A 13,351-nucleotide genomic window follows, 5' to 3' on the forward strand; every position below is an offset into this window, starting at 1 on the left:
TCATGTATGCGTGGTCTGCCCTGATCCTGAGCTATGCCGGTTTCACCGCCCTTGCCCTTGCGATGCCGCGCCATCACGAGGAACTGCGCGGCGGAAAGCCGGGCGAGGCAGAAAAGCACCTCTTCCGCCTTGCCGGCATCGTTTTTCTGAGCCTGTCTTTGCCGGGGGCAATGCGGGCCTGGTCCAACCCGGTGATTGCAGTCTCGGCCTGGCTGGGGCTTTTGACGGTCTCGGCCTTCGCGCTGGCGATGGTGCTGACTTATGCAACCAAGAAGAACCGCCGCCTTCTGCCATTTCTGCCGGCGCTGGTGATGCTTGGCGCTGGTCTTGCCAGGCTTTAATGGCCAGGAACCGGTTTTATGACCATAATTATGGACGTGATGCGCTTTTATGTTCAGTTTACTGATCATTCATTGACAAGGATCCGCCTGCAGCAGCATCATGCCCGGAATTGTGGACCCGCCCCTGTCTTATGTCGGGAAAACCGGACAAGGCCCCGTCATGCCGCGCAAAAGAACCTATTCCCGCGTCACCCGCGAGGCGCTCCTGATGCTGGGTCGCCTGATCCGCCTTGGCCGGGCTGAACGCGGGCTGACGGCACAGGATCTTGCCGATCGGGCCGGGATCAGCCGCACCACGCTTTCCAATATCGAAAAGGGCGCGCCCGGCCCCGAGATCGGCACGGTGTTCGAGGTCGCGGCGCTGGTCGGGGTCGCGCTGTTTGGCGAAGAGGAACGCGGCCTGCAGCTGCAAAATGCCCATCTTGGCGAAAAGCTGGCTTTGCTGCCGAAAGCGGTTCGCCGCAGCGTGAAGGAGGCCGATGATGACTTCTGACACGCCCTTGCGCCCCCCGACAAGCGCCTATGTCTGGGTCTGGCTGCCGGATGCGACAGAGCCGGTTGTGGCTGGGCGTCTCGACCGCGACGGCCAGCGGCTGACTTTCACCTATGGCGCAAGCTACCGGCGCCTGGCCGGGGCAATTGCACTTTACACCCCCGAACTGCCGCTGCGCGAAGGGCTGATCGAACCGGCACCCGGTCTGCAGATGGCAAGCGCGATCCGCGACGGCTCGCCCGATGCCTGGGGGCGCCGGGTGATCCTCAACCGGCTGACGGCGAGGCGCACGGGCGCCCCGGATGTGCCGGAACTGAGCGAGCTGACCTTTCTGCTGCATTCGGGGTCAGACCGGATCGGCGCGCTGGATTTTCAGGCCTCGGCCACGGAATATATTCCGCGCCTTGCCACCGAGGCCTCGCTCGGCGAGCTGACAGAGGCTGCGGCCCTGATCGAACAGGGTATACCGCTGCCGCCGGCGCTGGATCAGGCGCTCAATCACGGCACTTCGATCGGGGGCGCGCGGCCCAAGGCGCTGATTGACGACGGCGATCGAAAATTCATTGCCAAGTTTTCCGCCAGCAATGACACCTACAGCGTGGTGAAGGCCGAGTTCATCGCCATGCGGCTGGCGCGGGCCTGTGGTCTGAATGTTGCCCCCGTGCAGCTGACCCGCGCCGCACATAAGGATGTGCTTCTGATCGAACGCTTTGATCGGCGGCACACGGGCCATGGCTGGACAAGGCAGGCGATGGTCTCGGCCCTGACCATGCTCGGGCTTGACGAGATGATGGCCCGCTATGCCTCTTACGAGGATCTGGCAGAGCTGATCCGCCACCGTTTTACCAATCCGAAGGCGACGCTGCACGAGCTTTACGCGCGGATCTGTTTCAATGTGCTTTGCGGCAATACCGATGATCATGCGAGGAACCACGCGGCCTTCTGGGATGGCAGGATGCTGAGCCTGACACCGGCCTATGACATCTGCCCCCAGGGCCGGACAGGCAGAGAGGCCAGTCAGGCGATGCTGATCAAGGGCACCGCGCGCGCAAGCCGCCTGGCGACCTGCCTGACTGCCGCATCTGATTTCCACCTGAGCGAGACGGCGGCACTGGCATTGATGCAGCACCAGATCGAAACGATTGCGACCCAGTGGCGGCCGATCTGCGAAGAGGCGGCGCTCAGCCCGGTTGACCGGCGCTTGTTCGCGGGGCGCCAGTTCCTCAATGCCTATGCGATCGAGGCGCTGACGGGCCACCCGGCGCTGCGTGACGCATTCGACCAGGCGCGCAGCAGTATCATGGCAGACTGAACGCATCTTTGCCCGACCCCGGGCCGCGATGCGCGCGTGGTTTCGGCGGCCCTCTTGACACATACCCCAATTTGAAACATATGAAGTTACATGAAACGTGACAGCCGCCTTTCCTCGGTCCTGCATGCGCTTTTGCATATGGCAGAGCATAACGGACCCATGACCTCCGAGGCGCTCGGCCTCTGCCTTGGCACCAATCCGGTCGTGGTGCGCCGTACAATGGGGCTGTTGCGCGAGGCCGGGCTGGTGGCCGCCGCGCGCGGTCATGCCGGGGGCTGGCGGATCTCGGCCGATCTGACGACGGTCAGCCTGCGCCAGCTGCATGAGGCCCTGGGGGAGCCCGCGATCTTCGCCATCGGCAACCGCAACGAGACGCCGGATTGTCTGGTCGAACAGGCAGTGAATGCGGCGCTGGATCACGCTTTCGAAGAGGCCGAGGCGCTGCTGCTGGAGCGTTTCGCCGACATCTCCCTGGCCGATCTGGCCGGGGATTTCGCCCGCCGTCATGCCGCATGGCGGGCCGCTCAGGAGTAGAAAGATGCAGGATGTGATCGTGATCGGGGGCAGCTACGCCGGAATGGCAGCCGCCCTGCAACTGCTGCGCGCGCGCCGCAAAGTGAAGGTGATTGACGCGGGCGAAAGGCGCAACCGCTTTGCCGGCCAGTCACACGGGTTTCTGGGCCAGGACGGCACCGACCCGGCGCTGATCTGGTCACAGGCGCGCGACCAGCTGCTGGCCTATCCGACCCTGACCTGGATCAGGAACGAGGCCTGCGGCGTCTCTGGCCAGCGCGACGGGTTCCAGGTTGACCTGGCGGCGGGAGATCCCGTCCAGGGCCGGCGTCTGCTGTTTGCCAGTGGTGTGAAAGATCAGCTCCCCGAGATCCCGGGACTTGCGGAACGCTGGGGCAAATCGGTGTTTCACTGCCCCTATTGCCATGGCTATGAGCTTGACCAGGGCCGGATCGGTGTCATCGCCACGGGGCCGATGTCTTTGCATCAGGCGCAATTGCTGCCGGAATGGGGCACGGTCACCTTTCTGACCCAGGGCATTTACGCGCCCGATGCGGCCGCGCGCGCGGATCTGGCGCGGCGCGGTGCAGAGATCGAGGCGACCCCGATTGCCCGCCTTTCCGGACATGCCGATCTTGAACTGACAGATGGCCGGGTGCTGCAATTTGCCGGGCTCTTCACCGCGACGCGCACCTCGCCGGCCTGCCCTCTGGCCGAAGATTTTGGCTGCGCGATGACCGAGACGCCGATGGGCCGCCAGATCCTCACCGGCGACAGCAAGGAGACCACGATTCCCGGTGTCTTTGCCTGTGGGGATACCGCCCGCGCGCCGCATTCGGTTTCGCTGGCGGTGGGCGATGGCGCCTGGGCCGGGGCGCAGATCCATCGCTCGCTGGTCTGGCCCGAGGGGTGAGATCCGGAGGATGAGCCACCGGGGGGAGGCCCACCCCCGGCCCTGCCCCCGGCATCTCACGCCGGCAGCAGTTCCGGATCGCTGACCGCCGCGACGCGATGCGCGGCCGCCGGATGACCAGGGCCAAGCTGCGCATCCCGGCCTGGAAACAGCTTTTCGCGCAAGGTGCCCGGCGCATAGTCGCTTTGTGCCAGCCCGCGCTGGCGCAGGACCGGCATCACATGTTGCGCGAAGTCGGCAAAGCTGCCCGGCAGGGTCTGATAAGCGATATTCACCCCATCAATCCCGGCGTCACGCCATTCCGCCAGCCGGTCCGCGATGGTCTCGGGCGAGCCGATGATGCGGCCATTATAGCTCATCGCCGTGCTCAGATCGCGCAGCCGCACCACCTTGCCGGGATTGGCCTCTTCGACAAAGGTGGTGAAGCCCTGCAGCCCTTCGATCTTCAGCTCGCGCACCGGCTGATCAGGGTCCAGCCTTGCGAAATCCACGCCCAAATCCCGGCCAACATGGGCCGAGAGCGCGTCGAAATTCACCCAGTCATCGGCTTCGCGCGCCTTGCGCTGCGCCTCTTCATCGGTCGAGCCGATCACGAAAGACAGCCCCTGGAAGAACAGGATATCGCCGGGCGCGCGGCCATGGGCGGGCAACTGGCTGTTGATATCCGAAATCGCCCGCCGCGCGCCATCCGGCGTCAGGGCCACGATAAAGGTCGCCTCGGCATGGGCGGCGGCAAAGGCGCGCCCGCTGGGCGATGAGCCGGCCTGGACCAGAAACGGCGTGCGCTGCGGCGAAGGAGTCGAACTATGCACGCCCTTGATACGGTAGCGCGGCCCCTGGTGATGAATGTCATGCACCAGGGCCGGATCGGCGAAACGGCCCGCCGACCGGTCTTTCAGCAGCGCGCCCTCCTGCCAGGAGCCTTCCCAAAGCTTATAGGTGGCCTCGACATAATCCTGCGCCCAGGCATAGCGATCATCATGCCGCGTAAGCCCGTCATGGCCGAAGAGATCCGCCGAGGCCTTATTGGCCGAAGTGACGATGTTCCAGCCGACGCGGCCTTTCGTGTAATGGTCCAGCGTCGAGACGCGGCGGGCGAATTCGACCGGATGCGCCTGGATGATCGACGAGGTGAACATCAGCCCAAGATGTTCGGTCGCAGCCGCCAGCGCGCCCACCAGGATTGACGGATCATTTGAGGGGAAATGTATGCCCTGTTCGATATAGATGTCGCGGCTGTTGTCATAGACCGGATCGACGCCCAGCACATCGGCCAGAAACAGCCCGTCAAACCGCGCCTCTTCCAGCAGCCGGGCGAGATCAGTCCAGACCTTCAGATCGTTGAAATCGACCTGACGACTATCGGGATGGCGCCAGTAGCCATGATAGACATGCGACAGGGCATTCATGCAGAAGGCATTGAAAATCAGTCTTTTGGTCATCGTAAGGTCCGGGATTGAGGCGGGACAGGGGGGCTCAGGCGCGACATTTCGCAACCCGACAGAGCCCCGGGCCTGGCCTCATTGCCAAGGGGAAAGACATCTTGCCTCGGCTGAAAATTGCGGGCGTGGGGGCGCTGCGGGTGGGGCCGCTTTGATGCGATGAGTATAGCTGCCGGCACGGGTATTTGATTTCAAATACAGGGTCGGTGCCGCAGTGCAGAGACCAAAGCCGGGCATTCAGGCAGGCAGGATTTTCTGTTTGCGGCGGCCGGGAAGCTGCCCCGGCATAGAGTACTGTGATGCATTGGCCCGCAGCTGCCCGCGCGGCCCCTGTGCTGGACAGGTGCCGGGATCAGACCCCCGGCACCACGCATGTTCAGGCAGGCGCCGCAGCCGGGGCGCGGACACCGAGCGCGATCAGCAGACCGGCAAGAACCAGCAGCACCCCGCCGAAAGCATAGACTCCGTTCGCCCCGGTCGTGTCGTAAATAACGCCGCCACTTGCCGCACCAAGCGCGATGGCGAACTGGATCGCGGCCACGATCAGCCCCCCGGCGCTTTCGGCGTCATCCGGCGCGATCCGCGTGTTCCAGGTCGTCCAGGCCACCGGCACCCCGCCAAAAGCCATGCCCCAGAGCGCGATCAGCGCAAGACTCAGCAGCGATACAGTATGAAGGCCCGACAGAACCAGCGCGCAGACCCCGGCGATCAGTGGCATGGCAAAAAGCGTGAAGCTGACACTGCGTTTCAGAAGCGGCCCGGCCAGCAATGTCCCGATGAAATTCGCCACACCAAAGCCCAGCAGAAAGGTCGTGAGCCAGCCGACACTCGCGCCGAGGGCAGTTTCGATAAATGGCCGGATAAAGGTGAAAAGCGCGAACTGGCCGGTGAAGACCAGGGTGACGCAGAAGATCCCCTGCCAGACGCCCGAGCGCAACAGAACGCGGAAGATGGTGCCGATGCTTGCGCTTCCGGTCGCGGCCATCGCGGGCAGGGTCCGCCATTGCAGCAAAAGCCCGATGGCACCGAACCCTGCCGACCAGAGGAACACCGCGCGCCAGCCGACCAGCGCGCCAAGCCAGCTGCCCAGCGGTGTCGACACAACCGTCGCCAGCGAGACGCCGGCAAAGATCAGCGACAGCGCTTTTGGCACATCCGCCCCCGGCACCAGCCGCATCGCGGTCGCGGCCGACATGGTCCAGAACCCGCCAATCGCCACGCCAAGCAAAAGCCGCCCGGCCAGCAGGGTCGGGAAATTAAGCGCGGTCGCCACCAGAAGGTTCGACACGACCAGCAGGACCGAAAAGCTCAGCAGCACATGCCGCCGGTCTATTCCCCGCGTCAGCGTTGCGATCAAAAGCCCGGTGAAAAGCGCGACCACCGCAGTAGCCGTCACGCCCTGGCCGGCCATGCCCTCGCTGATCTGCAGGTCCTCTGCCATGGGTGTGAGCAGGCTCATCGGCAGGAATTCGGCGGTGATCAGGCCAAAGACGCCGACGCTCAGCGCGTAGACGGCGCTCCAGCGCGGGGTGATCCGGTCAGGGCCGGCGGGGAGGGAGAGCGATCCGTGCATCTGTCAAAGCTTTCGAAGGTCAGTCGGGACTGGTGGTCTATCCTTCCTGATGCGGACGATCTATGATGGCATGTCCGCAATTTTTGATCAGGCGTCCGACATGCTCGACCGATCCCCGAATGCCACGCTGCCGATGGCCGGCACCAGCACCCCTGATATGATGAGCGAGCTGTTGATGGGCATGCGGCTCAATGGCATCAGCTATCGCCGGATGCAGCTGTCGGCCCCCTTTGGCATCGGCTTCGGCGGCGCGCCGGGCAAGGCGCAGCTGCATTTCGTCGCGCGGGGCGAGGCCTGGCTGGTGATCGACGGCACGCCGCGCCACATTGGCTGTGGCGATGCGGTTTTCCTGCCACGCGGCACCGGACATGCGCTGGTCTCACAGCCGGGGGCGCCGCTGCGCGACCTTGCCGATTTCGCCAGCGCGCCGATCTGTGACGCGGTGGAGGAGATCAAAAGCTGCGATCAGGCGGCCTGCCGCAGCCAGGATGTGATCCTGTTCAGCGGCTGTATGGATCTCGACCTTGGCACCATGCTGCCGTTGATCGGCATGATGCCCGAGGTGATGCAGCTGAGCCAGCTTGCCGACCGCCAGCCCGAAATCCTTCCGGTGCTGGAGGCGATGGAGCGTGAGGCCCGCACCCGGCGCGCGGGTTTTGCCGGCATCCTTGCGCGGCTGGCGGATGTGGTCGCGGCCTCGATCATCCGGGGCTGGGTCGAAAGCGGCTGCGGCAGCGCCTCGGGCTGGGTCGAGGCTTTGCGCGATCCGAAACTTGGCCGGGTGCTGCTGGCTTTGCACCAGGATCCGGGCCGGGCCTGGACGGTCGCCACGATGGCCCATGAGATGGGCGCCTCGCGCTCGGTCTTTGCCGAACGGTTCCTTGCGGTGACCGGCCTGACGCCGATCCGCTATATCACCGATCTGCGAATGCGGCTGGCCGGGCAATGGATCGCACAGGGCGGGATCGGGATCGAAGAGGCGGCGCATCGTCTGGGCTACAGTTCACAGGCCGCCTTCAGCCGCGCCTTCAAACGCGCAACGGGGCAGCCGCCTGGCCTTGCCCGCCTTGCGGTGAAACAGGCCTGACCCAGGGATCAGCCCGAACCAATCCGCAGCGCGAGCGCCGCAACCTCGCTTTGCCTGTGGGCGCCGGTTTTCCCGAGGATCGCCTTCAGGTGAAACCGCACCGTCTCGCGCGAGACCTGCAACAGGCCCGCGATCCGGTCGAGGGCGTGGCCATGCCCGATCAGGGCCATGACCTGCGCCTCGCGCGGGGTCAGATCGAACACGGCACGCAAAGCCGCGGCCGAGGTCTGCGGCGTGGCGGAAAGATCGACCAGCGTGAGAAGCGCGCCTTCCACCCCGAAGGCCCCGATCATCGCCCCGTGATAGGGCGCGGCGCGCAGGACCAGCGGCGCGACGCCCTCATCGCCGGGCAGCATCAGGGGGCCGGGGTTGTGACCGAGGGACAGGTGCGATTGCGCGGCGGCTTCGATCATCCCGGCCAGCGCCGACTGGCGGCCGGGGTCGCTGGCCACCAGACGCCCGGCACTGACCCGGAGCGCGCTATGCGACAGACGGTCGAAACAACCGTTGGAAAACAGCACTTTCCCCCAGCCGTTCACGATCAGCGCCGGCGTGCCCGCCTGGTCAAGCCCCTGCAAAATGCCACCGGCCCGGACATGGGCCACCTTGCGCGCAAGGTCGGCCGCATTGCGCAGATGCGGCAGGAGCTGCGCGAGTTTTGCCAGGTCATGATCGTCAAACAGGCCCTGCGCCTCGGTTCGCTGCAACGAGAGCGCGACATAATTACGGGTCGGGTCTATAGCCAGGGACGCCGCACAGAACCAGGGCACCCCGGCAGACCGCGCGAAACCGGCATAATAGCGGCTGCGGTCGATCTCTGCCCTGGAAAACAAAAGCTGATCGGTCACCACCTCATGCGCGCTGACATAGCGCTGTGCGGCGATGGTGCGGGCATCGCACAGATGCCAGTTCTCCTCGAAGAACTGCTGCAGCACCGGCTCCATCCCCTTTGAATGCGGCAGGGCACCTTTCACAAAGGTCGCGGCGGGCAGAATGGCACCGCGCGCATTGAAGGCCTGGGTGATCAGATCCAGCGCTTCTGCCCAAAGGTCGGAATTCAGCGCCGCCGCATAGAAGCGGGCCACAACCTCGGGCAGTTCGGCAACGGCACTGGTCATCAAGGTCTCCCGACCTGGAAATCCGCGGCGACACAATCCCGGCGCGCTTCACGGTGACATTCTCGCAGGGCGGGCCGTTCGCGGGTCTGGAATTCCATCATCCTACCCGAACGGGGGAGGATTTCCACAAAAGCCTGTCGCTAGCTGGGGCCGAGGCGAAATGGAGGATCTGATGGCATTTTATAGTCCTGTCCGGGGCCGGGTTGCAGCCCTGGCGCTGAGCGCAACGCTGGCTCTGGCGGTCATGATCCCAGGCGCGGCACGGGCCGAAACCCAGCGGCTGAGCAGCGGGCCGGATGGCGAGGTCATTTTCGTCACGCCATCGGGGAATATCGGCTGCATCTATATCCCGGCGGGCGGCACCTCGGTCTATGAAAGTGCCGATGGTCAGGCCGAGCTGCAATGCGACCGGGTCGAGCCGAGCTATGTCACAGTGATCCTTGGCGCGAAAACCAGGGCAAAGCGGATTAACGAGCCGGGCGAACAGGGCTGTTGTTCGCTCGATCAGCCGCTGGACTATGGCAACAGCTGGTCGGAGGGGCCCTTTACCTGCCTGTCATCAAAAACCGGGCTGACCTGCAGTTCGCGGGCGGGGCACGGGTTCTTCATCAGCAAGGCGAAGATCGAGGTGCATTGATATGAAACGCATCTCTCTGGAGGTGCTGTGCCTCGTGCTGGCTGCCCTTCCACAGGCAGGCTTTGCGCAATCACAGGTATTCGAGCTGCCCCGGATCAATGGCACACTGCTCGACTGGTGCTACAACTGGGGCGCTGAATGTGGCAAACCCGCCGCCGACCGCTTTTGCGTCCTGAACGATTACGCCGAAGCCGTGGATTTCGGCGAAAAGCCGGGGCCGCTCGGCGAGCCGACCATGCTGATCAGCGATGGCCGGCTGTGCGAGGCCGATGATTGCGGCACTTTTGAATATATCGCCTGTGAAGGCAATCCCGGCACCGTGACACCCCCCGAACCAGCTGTCACGACCCGGTTTGAGGCCCCCGCTTTCAACGGGATCAGGCTCGACTGGTGTTACGAATTCGCGGCGCAATGCGGCGAGGCATCGGCGGATCGGTTCTGCTCCTCCCAGGGCTTTGCCGGGGCCTCGGCCTGGCAGATCGAAGAGAATGTCGGCCACAGCATCACGCTTGCGACCGGCAAGGAATGTGTCGACGGGACATGCGACGGCTTCACCTATATCGACTGCACGAAGTGAGGAGGCCGGAATGAACCGCCAGACCTGGACGCTGACCGGAGTGGTGGCTCTGCTGCTGGCGGCGGGTGGTGGTGGCCTGTGGCATTACGGGTCACGGACCGCTCCGCCCTCGGCGGAACCTGCAACTCCCGGGGTGACGCAGCCCGCCCCGGCAGAGCCGGCCATGTCGACAGCGCCGCAACCTGCCTCTCTGCCTGCGGCTCAACCCGATCCCCTTCCCGAGACCGACTGGAATGACCCGCTGAACTGGCCACTGACCGTGCCGGTTGGTCCCGATGGCAACGCCCTCCCCCCACGCGCCGACCTTGGCCTGCGCGCGGCGCCGCCGGTGCAAAGCCGGACATCGGCGCTTTTGAAACTGGCCCAGGGCCAGCGCGCCGGCGCGGATCGGCTGATCCTGGCGCGCGGGCCAAGTCCGAAGCCGGGCCCGGTCAGACTGGAGCCGATCGGCCCGGGAACGCATACCATATCACCCCCGGGTGGTGGCACGGGAGGTGGCACGGGAGGTGGCGCAAATTACGGCGCCTCTCCGGGGGGCGGCAAGAGCTGGGAGAGCGGCTTCCGCGGCTCTGTCAGCCATGGCGACGGCTCATACGATTACTGGGACGACACCGGCCACTGGCACGGCGATGCCCCGCGCGAGGATGGGTCGCGCGACAGCTGGTATCGCGACAATGACGGCAATATCGACCGGTTCTTCGACATGGGCGATGGCTGGATGTCGCATTACGACCCGAATGGCGACATCGAACTGGCCGGGCCGGACGGCTCGCGCGAGATCGAACATGCCGATGGTTCGCACGAATATATCGACCCGGAGGGCAATCGCAGGATCAATCTGGACCCGGATGAGAACTGGCACAGCAGCAATGGCCCGGCCGGACCCGACGGCGCCGGAAACGGCGGCACAGGCAGCGCCAGTGGCATTGGCGAGCCACATTTCCTGACCTTTGACGGCACCGGCTTTTCCACCCAGGCTGTGGGCGAATTCGTGCTGGCTACGGGGGTCGCAGGCCAGGAGTTGCAGGCCAGGATTCAGCCCTGGAGGGACAGTCGGTCCGTCAGCGCGATCACCGGTTTTGCGATCCGCGCCGGGGGCGTAGTGATCCAGGTGCTGGCAGATGGCAGCCTGCGCATTGATGGAGCCCTGGCCGGACCGGGCGAGACCCTGCGCTATGACCTGCCGGAAGGCGGCGCGCTTGGTCTCTGGCGCGAAGGCGATGAGATGAAACATGTGGTGCTGATCTGGCCCGATCTCTCGACGCTCTGGGTCGACCGCCACGCGGGATATCTGGATTTTTCAGTGCAATGGCGTCGGGCCGACCCCTCGCGGCGCGGGCTTTTGGGGCTGGATGATGGCGATGCTGCAAATGATCTGTCCGGCCGTGACGGCGCCCTGGCTTTGGCCGGTGATGCCACACAGCTTGCGGGCTTTGTCGACGGCTGGCGGGTGAGCGATGAGGAATCGCTGTTCTCCTATGCGGATGACGCGGGAACGGCGGATTTCACCGACCGCAGTTTCCCCTATGAGGCGCCGGCGCAAATGGCTGCCGACCTCGCGCAAAGCCTTTGCGAGGGGGTCAGCCATTCCTTCCTGCAGGAGGCCTGCCTCTTCGATGTCGCCGTCACCGGCGAAGAAAGATTTGCCCGATCCGCGAGCGCGGCAGAGACCCGGCTGACGATTCTCGCGCCAAAAGACGCACCATTCGCCCCCGCAGACGGGATCTGCAAGGCAGAGGGCGACGACATCACCACCGCCACCACGCCCGAAGGCGGCACAATCGAGGCGACCACGACCGCCGCCGCCCCCCGCCTCTACCGCATTGAAACAAATGGCGGAATTACGGTGATGACACAGGCGGGCATCTCCTGGTCAGGCGCCTATACCGAGGGACTGCCGGGCTATTGCCTCTTTGATGCGACCGGCGCGACGATCATCCCGCTCACTCATTCCGGCAGCGATTCCTCTTTCTCGCGCAATGACCAGGGCGATATACCGGCGGGCATTTACTACCTGAAAGTGGTCGGCACAGGCGAGACACGGCTGAGCGTGGTGACCGGCCCGTGAGATCCTTGCTGAAAGATCGAAAGACCAAAGCCATGCGCCTGACATCCCCGCATGTTGCCGCTGCGATTCATCTGCCGGCTCTGTTCGCAGCGCATGTGAAAGCCGCAGCCCGCGCACCGGCCTGAGGTAAGGACTATCAGGCGGGTGTGACCACAACAGATCGTCTTTGGTCTGGATTTCCGGCGCCCGCTCATGGCATCTGGGGCGAAGATCCTGGATGTAAATGCAATGGTGTTTTCCTTTCTGAGACGCGCCGCCGCCCCTGCCCGCAGGCGCGCCTTGAGCGCGGCCGGGCCTGCGACCATCCGTCCGGGCCTGCCAACGCCCTGCCCGGACGAACCGGTCTGCCTTCTGGGCGACCTGCACGGCCGCAGCGATCTGCTGAAACGTTTTCTGCCCCTGCGGGACGCACATTTCCCCAATGCCCGCATCATCTTTCTGGGAGATATGATCGATCGAGGCCCGGACAGCGCAGGGGTTCTGACACTTGTGCGCGAAGAGGTCGCGAAAGGCGCCGTCGCACTTTCGGGCAATCATGAGGCGATGTTTCTCGATTTTCTCGACCAGCCGGAAAAGGGCCTCTCCTGGCTGAAACATGGCGGGGTCGAGATGCTGGCGAGTTATGGGCTGGAACCCGACCGGCCCGATTCCCTTTGCGACCGCATCCGGACCAGGCTGGGCGAAGACATGATCGCCTGGCTGCGGGCCCTGCCGCTATACTGGCAAAGCGGCACTCTGGCTGCGGCCCATGCCGGGATGGACCCGCAGCGTCCGGTCACCGATCAGGAGCCGCAGGTGCTGCAATGGGGGCACCGGGAATTCGGCCGCATCCTGCGGCGCGACGGGATCTGGGTCGCGCATGGCCATACAGTGATGGACCGTGCCTTTGCCCATGCCGGCCGGATCGCACTGGATACCGGCGCCTATGCGACCGGCCGGCTGAGTTTCGCGGTGATCGACCCTGACCTGCCAGAAAGCGAACGGCTGATGATCGCCGTCACCCCGTAATCCGGCGGATCCAGACCGCTTGCGCGGCGTCCGGGCCCGTCGTTCAGAACCGGCCTCTCAAAGGTGGTGGCGCCTGACGAAATCGCCACGGCTGCCACTCAGGAAGGTGAAATCCACACGCGTATCCGCCGCAGTCAAGCTGGCGATATAGAGCCCGCATAGCCCTGTTCCACCATCTCTGTGACAGGGATGCCGGGCGCGGCGCAGCAGTTAATATACGGCGATACAGACCTGGAGCTCAGGGACCCGTCGGTTGACGTCTTGTGCCA

Annotated in this window: 13 protein-coding genes; 10 read left to right on the forward strand and 3 right to left on the reverse strand. The window is 64.7% G+C overall.

The window, feature by feature from the left end; translation table 11 throughout:
- Positions 1 to 2 precede the first annotated feature (2 nt).
- The 5 genes from AC4FS3_RS07475 (at position 3) to AC4FS3_RS07495 (ending at position 3,572) form a co-directional block, all read left to right on the forward strand.
- Positions 3 to 341, forward strand: coding sequence for a DUF3325 domain-containing protein (locus tag AC4FS3_RS07475; protein WP_491020005.1), 339 nt, complete (start codon positions 3 to 5; stop codon positions 339 to 341).
- 160 nt (positions 342 to 501) lie between these two features.
- Positions 502 to 834, forward strand: a complete 333-nt coding sequence (locus AC4FS3_RS07480; protein ID WP_491020006.1) for a helix-turn-helix transcriptional regulator — start codon at positions 502 to 504, stop codon at positions 832 to 834.
- Positions 824 to 2,146, forward strand: coding sequence for a type II toxin-antitoxin system HipA family toxin (locus tag AC4FS3_RS07485; RefSeq protein ID WP_491020007.1), 1,323 nt, complete (start codon positions 824 to 826; stop codon positions 2,144 to 2,146). Before AC4FS3_RS07480 ends, AC4FS3_RS07485 begins: the two co-directional genes overlap by 11 nt.
- Before the next feature lie 90 nt (positions 2,147 to 2,236).
- On the forward strand, positions 2,237 to 2,680 hold the full coding sequence (locus AC4FS3_RS07490) for an Rrf2 family transcriptional regulator (protein ID WP_491020008.1): 444 nt from the start codon (positions 2,237 to 2,239) through the stop codon (positions 2,678 to 2,680).
- Between the two features lie 4 nt (positions 2,681 to 2,684).
- Positions 2,685 to 3,572, forward strand: coding sequence for an NAD(P)/FAD-dependent oxidoreductase (locus tag AC4FS3_RS07495; RefSeq protein ID WP_491020009.1), 888 nt, complete (start codon positions 2,685 to 2,687; stop codon positions 3,570 to 3,572).
- A 56-nt stretch (positions 3,573 to 3,628) separates the two neighbouring features.
- Here AC4FS3_RS07495 and AC4FS3_RS07500 read toward each other — a convergent pair whose 3' ends face one another.
- Both AC4FS3_RS07500 and AC4FS3_RS07505 read right to left on the reverse strand, forming a co-directional pair.
- Positions 3,629 to 5,014 (reverse strand): NtaA/DmoA family FMN-dependent monooxygenase, encoded by a 1,386-nt coding sequence (locus AC4FS3_RS07500; RefSeq protein WP_491020010.1) that lies wholly within the window; start codon positions 5,012 to 5,014, stop codon positions 3,629 to 3,631.
- A 376-nt stretch (positions 5,015 to 5,390) separates the two neighbouring features.
- Entirely contained in the window at positions 5,391 to 6,587 is a 1,197-nt protein-coding gene (locus AC4FS3_RS07505; protein ID WP_491020011.1) for an MFS transporter, read from the reverse strand.
- Between the two features lie 70 nt (positions 6,588 to 6,657).
- Between AC4FS3_RS07505 and AC4FS3_RS07510 the strand changes: the two genes are divergently transcribed.
- A complete protein-coding gene (locus AC4FS3_RS07510; protein ID WP_491020012.1) occupies positions 6,658 to 7,674 on the forward strand; it encodes an AraC family transcriptional regulator in 1,017 nt (338 codons plus the stop codon).
- Positions 7,675 to 7,682: 8 nt separating this feature from the next.
- Here the strand turns inward: AC4FS3_RS07510 and AC4FS3_RS07515 are convergent, their stop codons facing one another.
- Entirely contained in the window at positions 7,683 to 8,792 is a 1,110-nt protein-coding gene (locus AC4FS3_RS07515) for a helix-turn-helix transcriptional regulator (protein WP_491020013.1), read from the reverse strand.
- Between the two features lie 172 nt (positions 8,793 to 8,964).
- On the opposite strand from AC4FS3_RS07515, the gene AC4FS3_RS07520 reads away from it, so the two are divergent.
- The 4 genes from AC4FS3_RS07520 (at position 8,965) to AC4FS3_RS07535 (ending at position 13,082) form a co-directional block, all read left to right on the forward strand.
- Entirely contained in the window at positions 8,965 to 9,429 is a 465-nt protein-coding gene (locus tag AC4FS3_RS07520) for a hypothetical protein (RefSeq protein WP_491020014.1), read from the forward strand.
- A 1-nt stretch (position 9,430) separates the two neighbouring features.
- Positions 9,431 to 10,006: a hypothetical protein gene (locus tag AC4FS3_RS07525; protein ID WP_491020015.1), complete on the forward strand. Its 576-nt coding sequence runs from the start codon at positions 9,431 to 9,433 to the stop codon at positions 10,004 to 10,006.
- A 10-nt stretch (positions 10,007 to 10,016) separates the two neighbouring features.
- Positions 10,017 to 12,074, forward strand: coding sequence for a hypothetical protein (locus AC4FS3_RS07530; RefSeq protein WP_491020016.1), 2,058 nt, complete (start codon positions 10,017 to 10,019; stop codon positions 12,072 to 12,074).
- 279 nt (positions 12,075 to 12,353) lie between these two features.
- Positions 12,354 to 13,082 (forward strand): metallophosphoesterase, encoded by a 729-nt coding sequence (locus AC4FS3_RS07535; protein WP_491020017.1) that lies wholly within the window; start codon positions 12,354 to 12,356, stop codon positions 13,080 to 13,082.
- Positions 13,083 to 13,351 lie beyond the last annotated feature (269 nt).

The sequence above is a fragment of the Pseudogemmobacter sp. TB195 genome (assembly GCF_058313095.1).

What these genes read in the sequence shown, in the direction of transcription:
- AC4FS3_RS07495 (WP_491020009.1), top strand. Translation starts at nt 2,685, where the DNA reads ATGCAGGATGTGATCGTGATCGGGGGCAGCTACGCCGGAATGGCAGCC.
- AC4FS3_RS07520 (WP_491020014.1), top strand. Translation starts at nt 8,965, where the DNA reads ATGGCATTTTATAGTCCTGTCCGGGGCCGGGTTGCAGCCCTGGCGCTG.
- AC4FS3_RS07510 (WP_491020012.1), top strand. Translation starts at nt 6,658, where the DNA reads ATGTCCGCAATTTTTGATCAGGCGTCCGACATGCTCGACCGATCCCCG.
- AC4FS3_RS07515 (WP_491020013.1), bottom strand. Translation starts at nt 8,792, where the DNA reads ATGACCAGTGCCGTTGCCGAACTGCCCGAGGTTGTGGCCCGCTTCTAT.
- AC4FS3_RS07485 (WP_491020007.1), top strand. Translation starts at nt 824, where the DNA reads ATGACTTCTGACACGCCCTTGCGCCCCCCGACAAGCGCCTATGTCTGG.
- AC4FS3_RS07490 (WP_491020008.1), top strand. Translation starts at nt 2,237, where the DNA reads ATGAAACGTGACAGCCGCCTTTCCTCGGTCCTGCATGCGCTTTTGCAT.
- AC4FS3_RS07525 (WP_491020015.1), top strand. Translation starts at nt 9,431, where the DNA reads ATGAAACGCATCTCTCTGGAGGTGCTGTGCCTCGTGCTGGCTGCCCTT.
- AC4FS3_RS07500 (WP_491020010.1), bottom strand. Translation starts at nt 5,014, where the DNA reads ATGACCAAAAGACTGATTTTCAATGCCTTCTGCATGAATGCCCTGTCG.
- AC4FS3_RS07480 (WP_491020006.1), top strand. Translation starts at nt 502, where the DNA reads ATGCCGCGCAAAAGAACCTATTCCCGCGTCACCCGCGAGGCGCTCCTG.
- AC4FS3_RS07475 (WP_491020005.1), top strand. Translation starts at nt 3, where the DNA reads ATGTATGCGTGGTCTGCCCTGATCCTGAGCTATGCCGGTTTCACCGCC.
- AC4FS3_RS07530 (WP_491020016.1), top strand. Translation starts at nt 10,017, where the DNA reads ATGAACCGCCAGACCTGGACGCTGACCGGAGTGGTGGCTCTGCTGCTG.
- AC4FS3_RS07505 (WP_491020011.1), bottom strand. Translation starts at nt 6,587, where the DNA reads ATGCACGGATCGCTCTCCCTCCCCGCCGGCCCTGACCGGATCACCCCG.